A 14,295-nucleotide genomic window follows, 5' to 3' on the forward strand; every position below is an offset into this window, starting at 1 on the left:
GGTGATGGCGTTCCGTGGTGAATGTCGTGTGAGCATGTGACGCAGACCACACCGGGCGGCGCGAGGACGTCGTACCGCTACTACGCGGGCGGTGACCTGGCCGAGGTGACGTCGCCTTCGGGCCTGGTGACCTCGTACACCTACGACGGGCTCGGCCGGAAGACCGCCGAGAAGCAGGTCTCCGACACCTTCCCGGCCGGTGTCACCACGGCCTACGCCTACGATGCGGCCTCGCACGTCGTCACTGCCGTGATCGGCCGCGCCTACGACGAGGACGGCAACCTGCTCTCGGAGTCGACCAAGGACACCACCGGCGGCGACCCCGAACGCACCGAGACCTACCACTACGACGCCCACGGCCTCAACGACAGCGCCACGGACGCCGAGCAGAACACCACCCTCTACGAGCACGACGAACTCGGCCGGGCCGTCGGCATGACCGACGCGGCGGGCACGCACTTCACGTACACGTACACCGCGCGTGGTCAGCACGCCACGACGGTCCTGGACGACTGGACGGGCGACCCGTCCGGCAGCACGCGGGACCTGACCGTGGTCTCCAACGCCTACGACCCGGCGGGCCGCCTGGCGTCCACGACGGACGCGATGGGCGCGACGACCGCGTACACCTACTACGACGACGGCCACGCGGCCACCACGACCGCCCAGCAGGTCACCCAGGCCGACGGCAGCCGGCACGACATCGTGCTGGAGTCCGACGTCCACGACCCGGCGGGCAACCTCACCCAGCAGGTCACCGGCGGCGGCACGACCACGCAGACGTTCACGGTGGACGCCCTGGGCCGCACCCTCACCAGCGCCCTTGATCCGTCCGGCCTGAACCGCACCGCCACGTACACATACGACGGCGACGACCGCGTGAAGGAGCAGACGCAGACCATCTCGGGGACCAAGAAACTCACCACGACCTCCGAGTACGACGCGGCGGGCAACGTCACCAAGCAGACCCTCACGGACGGCACCACCACCCACACGTCCACCGGCACGTACGACGACCGAGGCCTGCCGCTGACGTCGGTCAGCCCGCGCGGCAACGTCACGGGCGCGGACCCGGCCGCGTCCACGACCACCTTCCGCTACGACGCCCTGGGCCGCCCGGTGCAGCAGTCCGCCCCGGCCGTCCAGACCGAGGAGAACGGCGGCGAGTGGGTCACGCTCAAACCGACCACGCTGACCGGCTACAACACCTTCGGTGAGGCCACCGACACGAAGGACCCGCGAGGCAACGTCACCCGCACTAAGGTCGACCGCCTCGGCCGCACCACCGCCGTGACCCTGCCCGACTACACCCCGCCGGGCAGCACCACCGCCCTGACAGCGACCGCGCGCACCACGTACACGGCGCTCGGCCTGCCGCAGACGGCGACGGACCCGCTGGGCCGCGTCACCCGGTACGCCTACGACCAGTTCGGCCAGGTCATCAGCCAGACCGACCCGGTGGCCGACGCGGCCGGCGCCGTCGCCGCGGAAACCGACTCGGACCTGCTCAACCCGGCAGGCGCGGACGGTGGCGGCGTCACGCGCACCGCCTGGACCCCGACAGGCCTCCAGCTGTCGGTCACCGACCCGATGGGCGCGCGCACCGAGGCGACGTACGACGAACTGGGCAGGCAGCTGACGGCGACGACCGTCGAGCGCTACCCGAGCACCGCCAACCTGGTCAGCCGCTACACCTGGGACGACGCGAGCAACCAGACCAAGTCGACGACACCGTCCGGTATCACCACGACGAGCACGTACAACGCGGCCGGTGAGCCGAAGACGGTGACGGACCCGGCCGGCACGTCCACGCTCGACTACGACGGCCTGGGCCGCACCACGGAGACGACGGACGCGACCAACCGCCGTACGACGGTGGCTTACGACGCCCTCGGGAACGTCACAGGGACCACCGACTACGGCACGGGCCCGGTGGCGCTGCGCACCGCGACCGCCGAGTACGACGCGGAAGGCAACCGCACGGCCGCCGTCTCCGCGCGGACCAACGCCCGCACCACCTACGTGTACGACGCGTTGAGCCGGCTGCGGAGGCAGACCGAACCGGTCTCCGCGACCGAGTCGATCACCACCACGTTCGGCTACGACGCGGCGGGCAACCGGACCAGGATGACGGACGGCCGCGACAAGGAGACCGACTACACCTTCAACACCTGGGGCCTGCCCGAGTCGACGATCGAGCCGATCACACCGGCCCAACCGAACGCGTTCGACCGCATCTGGACGACCGTGTACGACAAGGCCGGTCAGGCGGTGACCGAACTCCTGCCGGGCGGCGTGAAGCGCGAGCGCACGTATGACGGGCTGGGCCGCCTGACGAGAGAGACGGGCAGCGGAGCGGAGGCCGCAACGGCGACCCGCACCCTGGAGTACGACCTGACCGGCCGCCTGACGGCGGTCGGCACGGCGGACGCCCTGACCCGCAACACCTACACGTACAACGACCGAGGCGCGCTGCTCACCGCCGAAGGCCCGAGCGGCGCCTCCGCCTACGCCTACAACGCCGACGGCAGCATGACGCAGCGCACGACCACGGCAGGCACCACCGACTACACCTACGACGCCGCGGGCCGCATCGACACCGTCCGGGACTCGATCACCGGCAACAACGTCCTGTACGACTTCGACGCGGCGGGCCGCCCGAGCGTGGAGCAGTACGCCGTTGGCCAGACGATCACGGCCAAGCGCACGTACGGCTACGACCCGTTGGGTCGCGTGCAGTCGGACACGGTGGCCTCGCCCGACGGACGACCGGCGTGGCTTCGACGACGTACGGCTACGACCTGGACGACAACCTGACGTCGAAGCAGACGACGGGCACGGCGGGCGCGGGCACCAACGCCTACGACTACGCGAACCGCATGACGTCGTGGACGAAGGACGGCACGGCGACGACGGCGTACGAGTGGGACGCGGCAGGCAACCGCACCTGCCGGATCTGGCGGGATTTGGAGACTGAGCCTTTTCCAACCTGGCTTACGAGTAGTTCAATAGCACTCGCTTACGCGCGCACCGCCGGTCGTTCGGCAGCCGCTGGAGGTGTCTGAAGGCTGGGTGGCAGACCCTGCTCAGTCTCGCCCCCATTTACGCAAGGGCACGCCTACGCGCGGCTCGCGGCCGGGTTCGGCACTGACACCACCGCCTACCGCTTTATCACGAACGCCATCGAGCTCCTGTCCGCTTTCACCCGACGCTCGCCGAAGTGGCCAGGACGGTGGGAGGCATTCGTTCTGCTGGGCGGCACTGCGCACCTGCGCCGGTTCGGGCACACCGTCACAGAGCTCATGCCTTTCTACGGATGATCGTCTGTGTGATAGCCACAGCGACCGCCAAGAAGCCCGCGGCGACGGCGAGCAGGACACCCGTGGGGACCAGGGCATCCGCCGAGTCCGAGGCGTTCTGCAGGTGGGTGAGCATGATGTTGACCGGGGAAACGCCTTTGCCCAGTAGCACGGCCAGCAGGAGCACCAGGGCGAGGACAAGCGCGTAGCCTTGCCGTCGGAACACCAGCCGTGAGCAGACCAGTCCGATGGCTATGCCGGTGAAAGCGCAGGTGAGTTGGGCCTCGGTCCCCAGCACCAGGTCCGCAAGGCCGGGTGTGTGAGTTCCGAACATCAGCGGCAGCACCAGACCGGCAGCCGTCAGCAGCAGGCACCACACGGCGGCCGTCCCGACCGCCGCGAGCAGAACGCGTAGATGGCTGCCGCTGCTGACGACGACGATCGATCGGTGCGGCTGATCCTCGAGACCGATCAGTGCCATGGTCAGCCAGATCGAGCACAGCAGCATGGCCCCGGCCACCGAGGCATAGGTCGCGGTGAGCGGGCCGGCGTCGCTGCTGGTCAGCACGGCCACCAGACCGAGGAACAGCAGCAGCGGCGCGAGGTAGCGCTGGGAGAGCACCAGCACCGTGAACATGTAGCGGACCAGGGCGATCACAGGGCGGTCCTCCTGGCATCGAACCGGAAATCGTGTTCACTCACGGCCCCGGCGAGGCCGACCACCGACCACCGATGCTGCAGCGCCGTCAGCAGTACGGCGTCCGAATGTTCCCGCGCCACCCGCAGGACGACCTCCTTGCCGCGCCGGGCGGAGTCCACCACACCCGGCAGCGTGGACCATTTCACCTCGACCGGAATGACGCCGGTGGGCGGCGCGGTCAGGATCAACTCGACCATCGAGGCCCGACCCTCGGAGTGCCGGCCGCCGTGCAAGGTGACCCGGCCGTCGCTAATGACGTAGACGCTGCCGGCGTGCGTCTCGGTGATCGCCTCGCGGTGGTCGGTGAAGACCACCGCGCCGCCCTGTGCGGCCGTTTCGTCGATGATCTCGGCGAGGACCCTGTGGGCCGAGGCGTCCAGACCTGACCAGGGTTCGTCAAGGACCAGCAGGTCGGGCTGGACGAGCAGGGCCTGGGCGAGCGCCACCTTCTGCGCGTTGCCCTTCGATAGTGTGCGCAGCGACGCGTTCCGCCCACCCACCAGGGACAGCCGCTCTAGCAGATGATTGCCTCGGGTACGGGCGGCGGAAGCTGACATGCCACGGATACGCCCCATGTGGGTGAGGTAAGAGATCGCCGAGATGCGATCGTGGGCGGTGAAGCGGTCCGGTACGTAACCGATGTGCGGTGGTCGGCCCGATACGCTTCCGGAGGTGGGCCGGGACAGTCCGGCGAGGATCCTCAGCAAGGTCGACTTCCCTGAACCATTGCTGCCCACCACCGCGAGGACGTCACCGGTCGAGACCTCCATGTCCACGTCACTGAGGATCCACCGTCCTCCGGCGTAACGTTTGCCGACCGCCTCGCAACGTAGCAACTCGACTCCCCACTGTGCTGGCCCTTCCAGCCTAGCGGGCGGGCTTGACAGTTAAGCCGACACGCAGGTGAAGCCCCTGGTAGATGGCTTGTTGACCGAAACAACCGTCTCCATCAGAGGCTTCGCGTGCTTCTTTACCCGTCGGGTGTCGACGTGTCCAGCTCTGCCCTTCGCTTCCTGTCCACCCGCCTGCAAGCGCGTCGCCGCGCTCTTGGTACCCGATGGCGGCGCCTGAACGCGGGTCGACAGGCTCTGCTCACCCTCGCTCACCTCCGCAACGGACATACCTACGCCCAGCTTGCAGCCCGGTTTCGGCGTCGGTACCACTACCGCCTACCGCTACGTCACCGCGGCCGTCGAGCTCCTGGCCGCCCTCGCACCCACGCTCGCCGAAGCCGTACGGGCCGCGTCGATGAAGGCGTATCTGATTCTGGACGGGACGCTTCTGCCCATCGACCGGATCGCCGCCGACCGGCCCTTCTACTCGGGCAAACACAAGAAGCACGGCATGAACGTGCAGCTGATCGCCGACCCGAAGGGCCGTTTGGTGTGGGCATCACCGGCCCTGCCCGGAGCCGTCCATGACGTCCGAGCGGCACGCGAGCACGGCATCGTCGATGCTCTCGCCGAGGCAGGCATCAACTGCTGGGCGGACAAGGGCTACCAGGGTGTCGGCGGCACGGTCCGCACTCCCTACCGCGGCCGTTGGAACAGCCTTTCCACGGGCCAGCAGGCGGTCAACCGGTCTCATGCGAAGATCCGGGCACTCGTCGAGCCGGCCGTCGCCACTCTGAAGTCCTGGCGGCTCCTCTGCCGGCTCCGGTGTTCAACCACCCGCATCACGAGCCTCGTCCAAGCCGTCCTCAGCCTGCATCTGGCCAGCCGAAACTGAGAATGGAAGAGGCTCACTGGCGGTCGATTTGGTCCAGGCAATCGAATGCGAACAACGAATGAGCGGAATGCGGCAAGTGAATGAGGAGAGACCAGGGATACGGCGAGTCCGCCCCCTGAAGTCGGTGGTGCTGGTGGCTGCCGTGGTTGTGGTCGGCCTGGGTGTGGTGGGATGTTCGGCCGCCGGGAGTGCCGGGGCCGGTGAGCCCGAGCGAGGGGAGGGTTCCCCGTCGAGTTCTGCGTCCGTGTCGGCGAGTCCGTCGAGTGGCGTAGCTTCGCCGAGTCCCAGCGCGAGTCGTCTTGTGGCCGCGTCCCCGACGCCGTCTGTGTCCAAGACCCCAGTTGCACAGAAGACGAGCCACTCCTCCGTGGAAGGGGGCGACAGCTCCGGCAGGTCGGACGGATCCGGTTCGGCCTCGACCGATCGCGGGTCGAGTGGGGGGAACGGGTCAGGTTCTGTTCCGCAGAACCCCAATCGTGGCTCGAATCCTCCACCCGCGCCGCCTCGGCCGTCGCCCACGCCGGAGTGGAGTTCGGCGGAATGGCAGCCTGGCGATCCGGTCGCGACGGTGCCCGGCTCGGGGGCCAGGGGTGAGGGGTGAGTCCGGCGTGCCGTACGGCTGAGGCAAAGTCCTCGTCATGCCTGTGCAGGGCTGACATAGGCTGTGACGCCCGGTAACCCACTCACAGAGAGGCCGACGGCGCGTGTCCGACAGACCGTCCGAAGAGCACAGATCCGGTTCGGAAGAGGGGGACGGGGGTGGGGCTTCTCCCCAGTCCGGCAGCTCCATATCCGATGAGGAGTGGGCGAAGTTCATCCAGGACAGCGAACGGGAGATAGCGTCCGCGCCGAAGGAGCCGTCCGCCCGGGCCCGTATGGTCACGGAGCGGCTGCGGCAGCAGGAGGCGCGCGGCGAGCTGCCCGAGAGCTGGCGTGCGGGTCCGTCCCCGCAGGAGATACAGGGGAGAGCCACTCGGAAGCGGCGGCTGTGGGCGATCCTCGGCCTGCCCGTCGTGATCGCCCTGGCCGTCGTCGCGATGAAGCCGTCGCTGTTGCCCGGTGATCCTTTCGGCACCGGGGAGTCGGAGGCCGGGGCGTCCGCGTCACCGCTGCCGGCGGAGACCGCGGCACCGACCAGGGCCCCCGAGGCGGCGGACCCCCAAACCCCCACGCTGGACCGGCCGTTCGCGGGCTCCCCGGCCTTGCAGTGGGCCGACGGCGCCGCCGGCATCGTTCTCCCGAAGGCGACTCCCGTCGGGTCGCTGTCCAAGGCTCAGGTGGAGCAGGCGCTGCAGCAGACCAGGAAGCTGCTGATCGACTCCAACCTCGACCCGGCCACCCTGCGCGGCGGACGTCCCACGGCCGCGCTCTCGGTGATCGAACCACGGCAGAAGGAACTGCTCGACCGGCTGAACACCGGGCTGAGCAAGCCGGACAAGGAACACGACCCGCTGTCGATGTTCAGCCGCTTCAACCCCTCCGAACTGCGCCTTGCCGGTGATGTGGTCAAGACGAGGGGGCGAATGACGTTCAAGGCCGGTGAGCAGGCCTCCGTCGTCGTCCACGCCGACTACACCTTCGTCTACCCGCTGGTGCGCGTCGACAAGGACGCCCCGACCGAGGTCTCCCGCACCATCGTGCGCCGCGTACTCGACCTCGAGCTCCCCGATCCCACCAAGTACGCGGTCACCCCGGGCAAGATCGCCGTCCGGAAGTTCGACCGGGACATCGGCAACTCCGCCTGCGACGTCTACGACGGCTTTATGCATCCCCACTTCTCGACGGCCGGGACATCGGCCGACCCCACGGGCGCGCCCCCGACCGGGCCGACCACGGACCCGTACGACCGCAGTCACAACCTCGACGAGAACCGCGACGAGAGCTGCGGCGTGGTGTCCCGCACCTGACCTTCCATCGCCTTCAGCCCCTTCAGACCACATATCAGTGCTTGCAACCGGGCCGGAGTCGTCGTGAGGACGACCTCCGGCTCGTCGCTTTCGCGGAGGTGGAGGGTGCCGGCGGGGGAGACGGCGACGTTGACGCAGTTCGAGCCGTCACCGCTGTAGGACGACTTCTGCCAGTGGAGGGTCTGCATGGGCGGTCCTTTCACAGGTCCTGTATGCGGTGGTGGATGAAGTCGCGTGACTCGGCGGTGGTCAGGGCGCAGGCCTCCATGCGGTCGAGTACCGCCCGGTACTTGTCCAACTGGGCTTCTGCGTCGAGGAATTCGCAGGCACCGTGGTGTGAGTCGAGTTGAACCGTGTCGAGTTGGGCGAGTGGACCTTCCACGAAGTCGAATGACTGGCCCGTCGTCGGGAAGTCGTCCGTGTCGAAGGTGATGACACGGATGGTGACCTGCGGTAGTTCGGTCATGTCGAGCAAGTGTTTCAGTTGGCCGCGTGTGACGACCGGGCCGCCGAAGCCCATGCGCAGCGCCGCCTCGTGAATGATCGCCGTGTACGGGGGCGGGTTCTCACGGTGCAGGACACCTTGTCGCTTCATGCGGTGGGTGAGGCGGTGCTCGACCTCGTACTGCCGCATGGGCGGGACCACGGCCTGGAACAGGGCTCGAGCGTGGTCGGTCGTCTGGAGCAGTGCCGGGATGTGGAACAGGAGCGCCACGCGAAGTGCGGTGGCGTGGTGTTCCAGTTCGGCCAGGTCGACGAGTGCCACAGGTACGTGGTCGCGGTACTCCTCCCACCAGCCGCGAGTGCGTCGGCCCGTCATCGCGGCAAGGGCGTCGACAAGCCGCTCGTCGGAGCAGTCGTAGGCATGGGCCATGGAGCGGATGCGGTCGGCGCTGATTGGTGTGCGCCCCGTCTCGATCATGCTGATGCGCGCTTGGTTGACGCCGAGCAACTGGGCGGCACCGGTGGTCGTGAGTCCCGTGCGCTCACGGAGTTTGCGCAGCTCCGCGCCCAGCCTCCGCTGACGGAGCGTGGGGCTGTTGGTGGGCGGCACGCAGTCTCCTTCCTGGCCGCAACGCGACGCTCCGATCCCTCACACGAGTGAAGGTTGGAGGCTTACTGTCGATTCAGTTAGAGCTATCTAACCATTGGTCCTACGGTGGTCACGTACCCGCTCCGCTTCCTCCCGGAGGTCCTCATGGTCACCGTAGCCCCGCCCGATGCCTGGGTGTACGCGCTCCGTCTGCCGCATGACCCCAGAGCCGCACGTGTCGCACGTATGACCGTGCGGGCGGCCCTCGGCGGGCATGGCATGGGTGAAGTGCTGGACGTCGTCGAGTTGTTGACGTCCGAGATGGTGACCAACGTCTACCTGCACACCGACGGGCCCGCCTCGCTGCGGCTCACCGCCCTTGGCGGCGGGCGGGTCCGGGTGGGTGTCTGGGACAGTCACCCGTACATTCCCGCGCCCTTCGCCAGGCCTCCTGGAGATCGTCTGCCGCTCGCCCCGGTCGACCGCGAAGGCGGACGGGGGCTGTACCTCGTGCAGGAGTACGCGGACTGGTGGGGTGGTTGGTCGCTGGGGCGTGGGGCGGGGAAGCTGCTGTGGTTCGAGGTCGGCGGGCGGCGGGGCGCCGTAGCGCCGGTGCGTCTGGACATCGCCGATCTCGATGACTAGCGTGCCGTGTTCCCGCCAGGTCAGTCCTCGGCGGCCTCCTCGCACAACCCCCGCAGCACCACCCCGCACCGCCGTGCGTACGCCTGCTGCAACCCCCGGGTCGCGGGGCCGCCCGCCCTCGCGTACCACTTCGCGGCGCGGCTGAAGGCGGAGACAGTCAGCCAGACCGTGCCGTCTCCTGTGCGGTCGACGACGAAGGACTCCTCGCCGCACTCGGGGTGGCCGGGGAGCGTGCCGTATGCCCAGCCGGCGCGGCGGTGTTCGTCCACCGTCCAGACCACGCGGCAGGGGGCCTTGATGAGGCCGGCCAGGGTGACCGTGACGTCGACGTCCGGGGCCGCGCGTTCCGCGGAGGCGTCGATGCCGACGCCCAGGGCTCGGTGCATCTCCCAGGTCAGGAGGGCTTCCGCGGCGCGGCGGAAGACCGCGTGGCCCTCGCCGAGGCGGGTGCGGACGTGGAGGGGGTGGAAGCCCGGCGGGCAGAAGCCGGGGCGGTCGCGCGTCGCGCCGACGTCGGTGTAGGTGAAGTCCTGGGGAGACATGGGGCCCAAGCGTAAGGCGGCACCCGGGGATGCCTTCGTCCCGGGTGCCGCCCTGACTCAACTAACGCTTGTTCAGCTGACGTTGACGGCAGACCAAGCCGCCGCGACAGCCTTGTACTCGGTGCTGCTGGTGCCGCCGTACAGCGCCGAGGCCGCGCTCAGCGTGCCGGCACGCGCCGCCTTGTAGTTCGTCGTCGACGTGAAGTACGTCGTCAGCGCCTTGTACCAGATCTGCAGCGCCTTGTCGCGGCCGATGCCGGTGACCGTGGAGCCGTTGGACGTCGGCGAGTTGTAGGTCACGCCGTTGATGGTCTTGCTGCCGCTGCCCTCGCTCAGCAGGTAGAAGAAGTGGTTCGCGACGCCCGACGAGTAGTGGACGTCCTTGTTGCCGACGGAGGAGGACCAGGAGTCCGCCGAGCCGCCGTCCTTGCTGGGCTTGTCCATGTAGCGCAGCGGGGTGCCGTCGCCGTTGATGTCGATCTTCTCGCCGATGAGGTAGTCGCCCTTGTCGGAGGCGTTGTTGGCGTAGAACTCGACACCGGTGCCGAAGATGTCGGACGTGGCCTCGTTGAGGCCGCCGGACTCGCCCGAGTACTCCAGGCCCGCCGTGTTCGCGGTGACGCCGTGGCTCATCTCGTGGCCGGCCACGTCCAGCGAGGTCAGCGGGTGCGTGTTGCCGTCGCCGTCGCCGTACGTCATGCAGAAGCAGTCGTCGTCCCAGAAGGCGTTGACGTACGAGCTGCCGTAGTGGACGCGCGAGTAGGCGCCGACGCCGTTGTTCTTGATGCCGCTGCGGCCGAAGGTGGCCTTGTAGAAGTCCCAGGTCTCCTGCGCGCCGTAGGCGGCGTCGGCGGCCGCGGTCACGTCGGCGGTGGAGCTGGAGGCGGCGCCGGTGCCCCACGTGTTCGTGGTGTTGGTGAACAGGGTGCCGGTGCCGGTGCTGCTGGTGTGCTTCAGGTTGTACGTCTTGTGACCGCCGCGCGAGGCGTCGGTCAGCGAGTACGTCGAGCCCGACAGCGTGGTGGTGAGGCTGACGGTGCCCGAGTACAGCGTCTTGCCGGTACCGGTCGCGTTCTCGATGCCCTGGTACTCGTACAGCTTCTTACCGGTGGCCGCGTCGGTGATGACGTGCAGCTTGCTCGGGGTGCCGTCGTCCTGGAGGCCGCCGACGACGGTCTCGTAGGCGAGGACGGGCGTGCCGCCCGCGGCCCAGATCACCTTGCGGGGGGCCTGGTCGGCGGCGGTGGACTCCGAGCCCGCGGCCTTGGCGGCGGTCAGCGCCTGCTTCTCGGCCTTGGCGGTGGCGACCTTCGGGGTCAGCGTGGCCACCTTGATGGTGGCCGGGTTGGCCTTGGTGACGCCCTTGGCCGCGCCCGTGGCGGACTCGTGGACGACGAGGTCGCCGCCGAGGACCGGCAGGCCCGCGTAGGTGCGCTCGTAGCGGGTGTGGACCGAGCCGTCGGCGTCCTTCACGACGTCCTTGACGACCAGCTTCTCCTTGGCGCCGAGACCTATCGTCTGAGCGGTCTCGGGCGCGTCGGCCTGCTGCTGCTGGATGAGCGTCGTGCGGGCGGCGGCCGACAGCTGGACCGGAGCGGCCAGCGGGATCGCCTTGCCGGTGGACTCCGCCGGGGTCTGGGCGGCAGCGGTACCGGCGGTCAGACCGGTGGTGACCAGGGCTCCGGCCGCGACGGCGGTGGCGATGGCCAGAGTGGTGCGCTTGTGACGCGCGTAGAGGGAGGTCACACAAGCTCCTTGGATGTGGGGGGTCCGGGCGGCGTGGGGCGGCCGTCCGTGACGGGTGTGAAGTTGTGCGGCGGGTGAAGGAAGAGTGACATCAAGGCGCGTACATGTCAGGACCCCGAAGTGATGTTGGCTGAAAGTCGACTGTCTGGTGAACGTTGCTGGAATGTAAACGGAGTTGACCTCGGCAAAGGGCCAACAGGGCGTCGGTAAGCGGCCGGTAAAAAAGGAGCGCCGCCCCGGGGAGGTCGAACCCCCGGGGCGGCGTCCTGTGCCCTGTCTTTCAGGCGGCTGTGCAAGGGGCAGTGCGTGGCCCGTGCGCAGCCGGCCGTGCGTGGCCCGTGCGCAGGCGGCTGTGTGCGGCCCCTGCGCCCTGCGGGCCCGCGGCCTACGGGAAGGTCAGCTTCCAGCTGTTGATGTAGCCGGTGTCCTGGGCCGCGTTGTCCTGGACCCGCAACTTCCAAACGCCGTTGGCGACTTCGGAGGAGGCGTTCACCGTGTACGTGGTGTTGAGGTTGTCCGTGCTCCCGCCGGTGCCGTACGCCTTCAGCGTGTACGCCGTGCCGTCGGGCGCGACCAGCTGCACCTGGAGGTCACCGATGTAGGTGTGCACGATGTCGACCGCCACCGCGAGGTTCGACGGCGCGTTGCCCGTGCGCCCGGAGACGGTGATCGACGAGGTGACCGCCGCACCGTTGTCCGGAATCGATACGTCGGCGGTGTTCTCGAAGGAGGTGCCGCCGCCGGTTCCGCCGCCGGAACGCGCGCCGACCGCGACGGCCGCCCACGCGTCCTGCACCGCCTTGTACTCGGCGGAGGTGGTGCCGTACAGGTCGCCGGCCGCCGCCAGCGTGCCGGTGCGGGCGCTCGCGTAGTTGGTGGTGGACGTGAACTTCGTCGTCAGCGCCCGGTACCAGATCTGCAGCGCCTTGTCGCGGCCTATGCCGGTGACCGGAAGCCCGTCCGAGGTGGGCGAGTTGTAGCTGACGCCGTTGATGACCTTGGCGCCGCTGCCCTCGCTCAGCAGGTAGAAGAAGTGGTTCGCGGGGCCCGACGAGTAGTGCACGTCGAGGTTGCCGAGGCCCGAGTACCAGCTGTCCTTGGACGAGCCGTCCTTGCTGGGCTTGTCCTGGTAGCGCAGCGGGGTGCCGTCGCCGTTGATGTCGATCTTCTCGCCGATGAGGTAGTCGCCCACGTCGGAGGAGTTGTTGGCGAAGAACTCGACGCCCGTGCCGAAGATGTCCGAGGTCGCCTCGTTGAGGCCGCCGGACTCGCCGCTGTAGGTCAGGTCCGCGGTGTTCGAGGTGACGCCGTGGCTCATCTCGTGGCCGGCCACGTCGAGCGCGGTCAGCGGGTCGGCGTTGCCGGAGCCGTCGCCGTACGTCATGCAGAAGCAGGTGTCGTCCCAGAACGCGTTCACGTACGCGTTGCCGTAGTGGACGCGCGAGTAGGCGCCGACGCCGTTGTTCTTGATGCCGCTGCGGCCGAAGGAGGACTTGTAGAAGTCCCAGGTCTCCGCGGCCCCGTAGTGCGCGTCGGCGCCCGCGGTGGCGGCGTTCGACGTGGTGCCGTTGCCCCAGGTGTCGCTGGTCTGCGAGAACAGCGTGCCGGTGCCGGACGTGCCGCGGTTGAGGTTGTACGTCTTGTGGTTGCCGCGTGCGCCGTCGTTCAGCGTGTAGTTCGACCCCGACTGGGTCGTCGTCAGCGTGACCTGGCCGCTGTACTGGGTGTTGCCGATGCCGGTCTTGATGCCCTGGTACTCGAAGAGCTTCGCGCCGGTGGCCGCGTCCGTGATGACGTGCAGCTGGTTCGGCGTGCCGTCGTCCTGGAAGCCGCCGACGACCGTCTCGTACGCCAGGGTGGGCTTGCCGTTCGCCGCCCAGATCACCTTGCGGGGCGCGGAGTCGGCAGCGGAGCTGGTGCCGCCGAGGGCCTTGGCGCGCTTCACCGCCTGCTGCTCGGCCGCCGCCGCGGTGACGCTCGGGCTGAGCGCGGAGACCTTGATGGTGGCGTTCGTCGCCTTGATGACGCCCTTGGTGGCGCCCGACGCGGCGGTGTCGACGACGAGGTCGCCGCCGAGGACCGGCAGGCCCGCGTAGGTGCGCTCGTAGCGGGTGTGCAGGGTGCCGTCGGCGTCCTTGACGACGTCCTTGACGACCAGCTTCTCCTGCGAGCCGAGGCCGATGGACGCGGCGGTCTGCGCCTTGGCGGCGTCCGCGTCGCGGATCAGCTCGGTGCGCTGCGAGGGGGAGAGCGCGAGGGCCGAGTGCGCCGGGTTGCCCTTGGCCGCCGCGAGCGGTGCCTTCTCCGGGGCGGCGGTCGCGGCGCCGGACTGCACGGCGGCGGCGATGAGCGCGGACACGCCGACGAGGGCGACGGCCGCGGCACGGCGGGGGGTGGTGTGGGGGGTGCGTCTGCGAGAGGGACTGCTGCTCAACACTGACTCCTTCTGCGCGGCCGCGGGTCACGCGGCCAGGGGAGACCCGACGGCGGGTGAGCCGTGCGGGCACGACAAAGGCGGTACGCAGAACAAAGGCGGTACGTGGAGCGTGCACATCGAACGCGTGCACATCGAACGCGTGCGACTGTGGGGTTGCTGTGAAGTAGCAGTGGGAAGAGTGGCAGTGGATTGCGCTGTCTGTCAGGAGCGCGTCAGGAAGTTGGCCGGAAATGGTTCGTTGTCCGGGAGTTCATGTTC

The 14,295-nt window shown here is 68.8% G+C and carries 11 protein-coding genes and 1 pseudogene; 5 read left to right on the forward strand and 7 right to left on the reverse strand.

What is annotated here, in order from left to right; all coding sequences use genetic code 11:
- Nucleotides 1-36: 36 nt before the first annotated feature.
- Nucleotides 37-2,817 carry a hypothetical protein gene (locus ACZ5SK_RS23705; RefSeq protein WP_468576576.1) on the forward strand — a complete coding sequence of 927 codons (2,781 nt, stop codon included), beginning with the start codon at nucleotides 37-39 and terminating at the stop codon, nucleotides 2,815-2,817.
- Nucleotides 2,775-3,065, forward strand: a complete 291-nt coding sequence (locus tag ACZ5SK_RS23710; protein ID WP_468576578.1) for a hypothetical protein — start codon at nucleotides 2,775-2,777, stop codon at nucleotides 3,063-3,065. The genes ACZ5SK_RS23705 and ACZ5SK_RS23710 overlap by 43 nt, the downstream gene beginning before the upstream one ends.
- A 235-nt stretch (nucleotides 3,066-3,300) precedes the next feature.
- Here the strand turns inward: ACZ5SK_RS23710 and ACZ5SK_RS23715 are convergent, their stop codons facing one another.
- Together ACZ5SK_RS23715 and ACZ5SK_RS23720 are read right to left on the reverse strand one after the other, a co-directional pair.
- A complete protein-coding gene (locus ACZ5SK_RS23715) occupies nucleotides 3,301-3,957 on the reverse strand; it encodes a hypothetical protein (RefSeq protein WP_334577122.1) in 657 nt (218 codons plus the stop codon).
- Nucleotides 3,954-4,775, reverse strand: coding sequence for an ABC transporter ATP-binding protein (locus tag ACZ5SK_RS23720; protein ID WP_334577121.1), 822 nt, complete (start codon nucleotides 4,773-4,775; stop codon nucleotides 3,954-3,956). The genes ACZ5SK_RS23715 and ACZ5SK_RS23720 overlap by 4 nt, the downstream gene beginning before the upstream one ends.
- Before the next feature lie 186 nt (nucleotides 4,776-4,961).
- Between ACZ5SK_RS23720 and ACZ5SK_RS23725 the strand changes: the two are divergent.
- A pseudogene (locus tag ACZ5SK_RS23725) lies at nucleotides 4,962-5,727 on the forward strand (IS5 family transposase).
- A gap of 704 nt (nucleotides 5,728-6,431) precedes the next feature.
- Nucleotides 6,432-7,634 (forward strand): hypothetical protein, encoded by a 1,203-nt coding sequence (locus ACZ5SK_RS23730; RefSeq protein WP_361709377.1) that lies wholly within the window; start codon nucleotides 6,432-6,434, stop codon nucleotides 7,632-7,634.
- Here the strand turns inward: ACZ5SK_RS23730 and ACZ5SK_RS23735 are convergent.
- Nucleotides 7,580-7,822, reverse strand: coding sequence for a DUF397 domain-containing protein (locus ACZ5SK_RS23735; RefSeq protein WP_334577119.1), 243 nt, complete (start codon nucleotides 7,820-7,822; stop codon nucleotides 7,580-7,582). The two genes, ACZ5SK_RS23730 and ACZ5SK_RS23735, sit on opposite strands and share 55 nt — an antisense overlap.
- An 11-nt stretch (nucleotides 7,823-7,833) precedes the next feature.
- Nucleotides 7,834-8,688: a helix-turn-helix domain-containing protein gene (locus ACZ5SK_RS23740; RefSeq protein ID WP_334577118.1), complete on the reverse strand. Its 855-nt coding sequence runs from the start codon at nucleotides 8,686-8,688 to the stop codon at nucleotides 7,834-7,836.
- A 144-nt stretch (nucleotides 8,689-8,832) separates the two neighbouring features.
- On the opposite strand from ACZ5SK_RS23740, the gene ACZ5SK_RS23745 reads away from it, so the two are divergent.
- Entirely contained in the window at nucleotides 8,833-9,312 is a 480-nt protein-coding gene (locus ACZ5SK_RS23745; RefSeq protein ID WP_361709369.1) for an ATP-binding protein, read from the forward strand.
- Between the two features lie 20 nt (nucleotides 9,313-9,332).
- Here the strand turns inward: ACZ5SK_RS23745 and ACZ5SK_RS23750 are convergent, their stop codons facing one another.
- From ACZ5SK_RS23750 to ACZ5SK_RS23760, 3 genes are all read right to left on the reverse strand, one after another.
- Complete coding sequence (locus tag ACZ5SK_RS23750; protein WP_457494209.1) at nucleotides 9,333-9,854, reverse strand: DUF1990 domain-containing protein; 522 nt, start codon at nucleotides 9,852-9,854, stop codon at nucleotides 9,333-9,335.
- Between the two features lie 72 nt (nucleotides 9,855-9,926).
- Nucleotides 9,927-11,600, reverse strand: a complete 1,674-nt coding sequence (locus tag ACZ5SK_RS23755) for a M4 family metallopeptidase (protein WP_334577115.1) — start codon at nucleotides 11,598-11,600, stop codon at nucleotides 9,927-9,929.
- Between the two features lie 385 nt (nucleotides 11,601-11,985).
- A complete protein-coding gene (locus tag ACZ5SK_RS23760) occupies nucleotides 11,986-14,034 on the reverse strand; it encodes a M4 family metallopeptidase (protein ID WP_334577114.1) in 2,049 nt (682 codons plus the stop codon).
- Nucleotides 14,035-14,295 lie beyond the last annotated feature (261 nt).

The sequence above is a fragment of the Streptomyces sp. NPDC031474 genome (assembly GCF_055581185.1).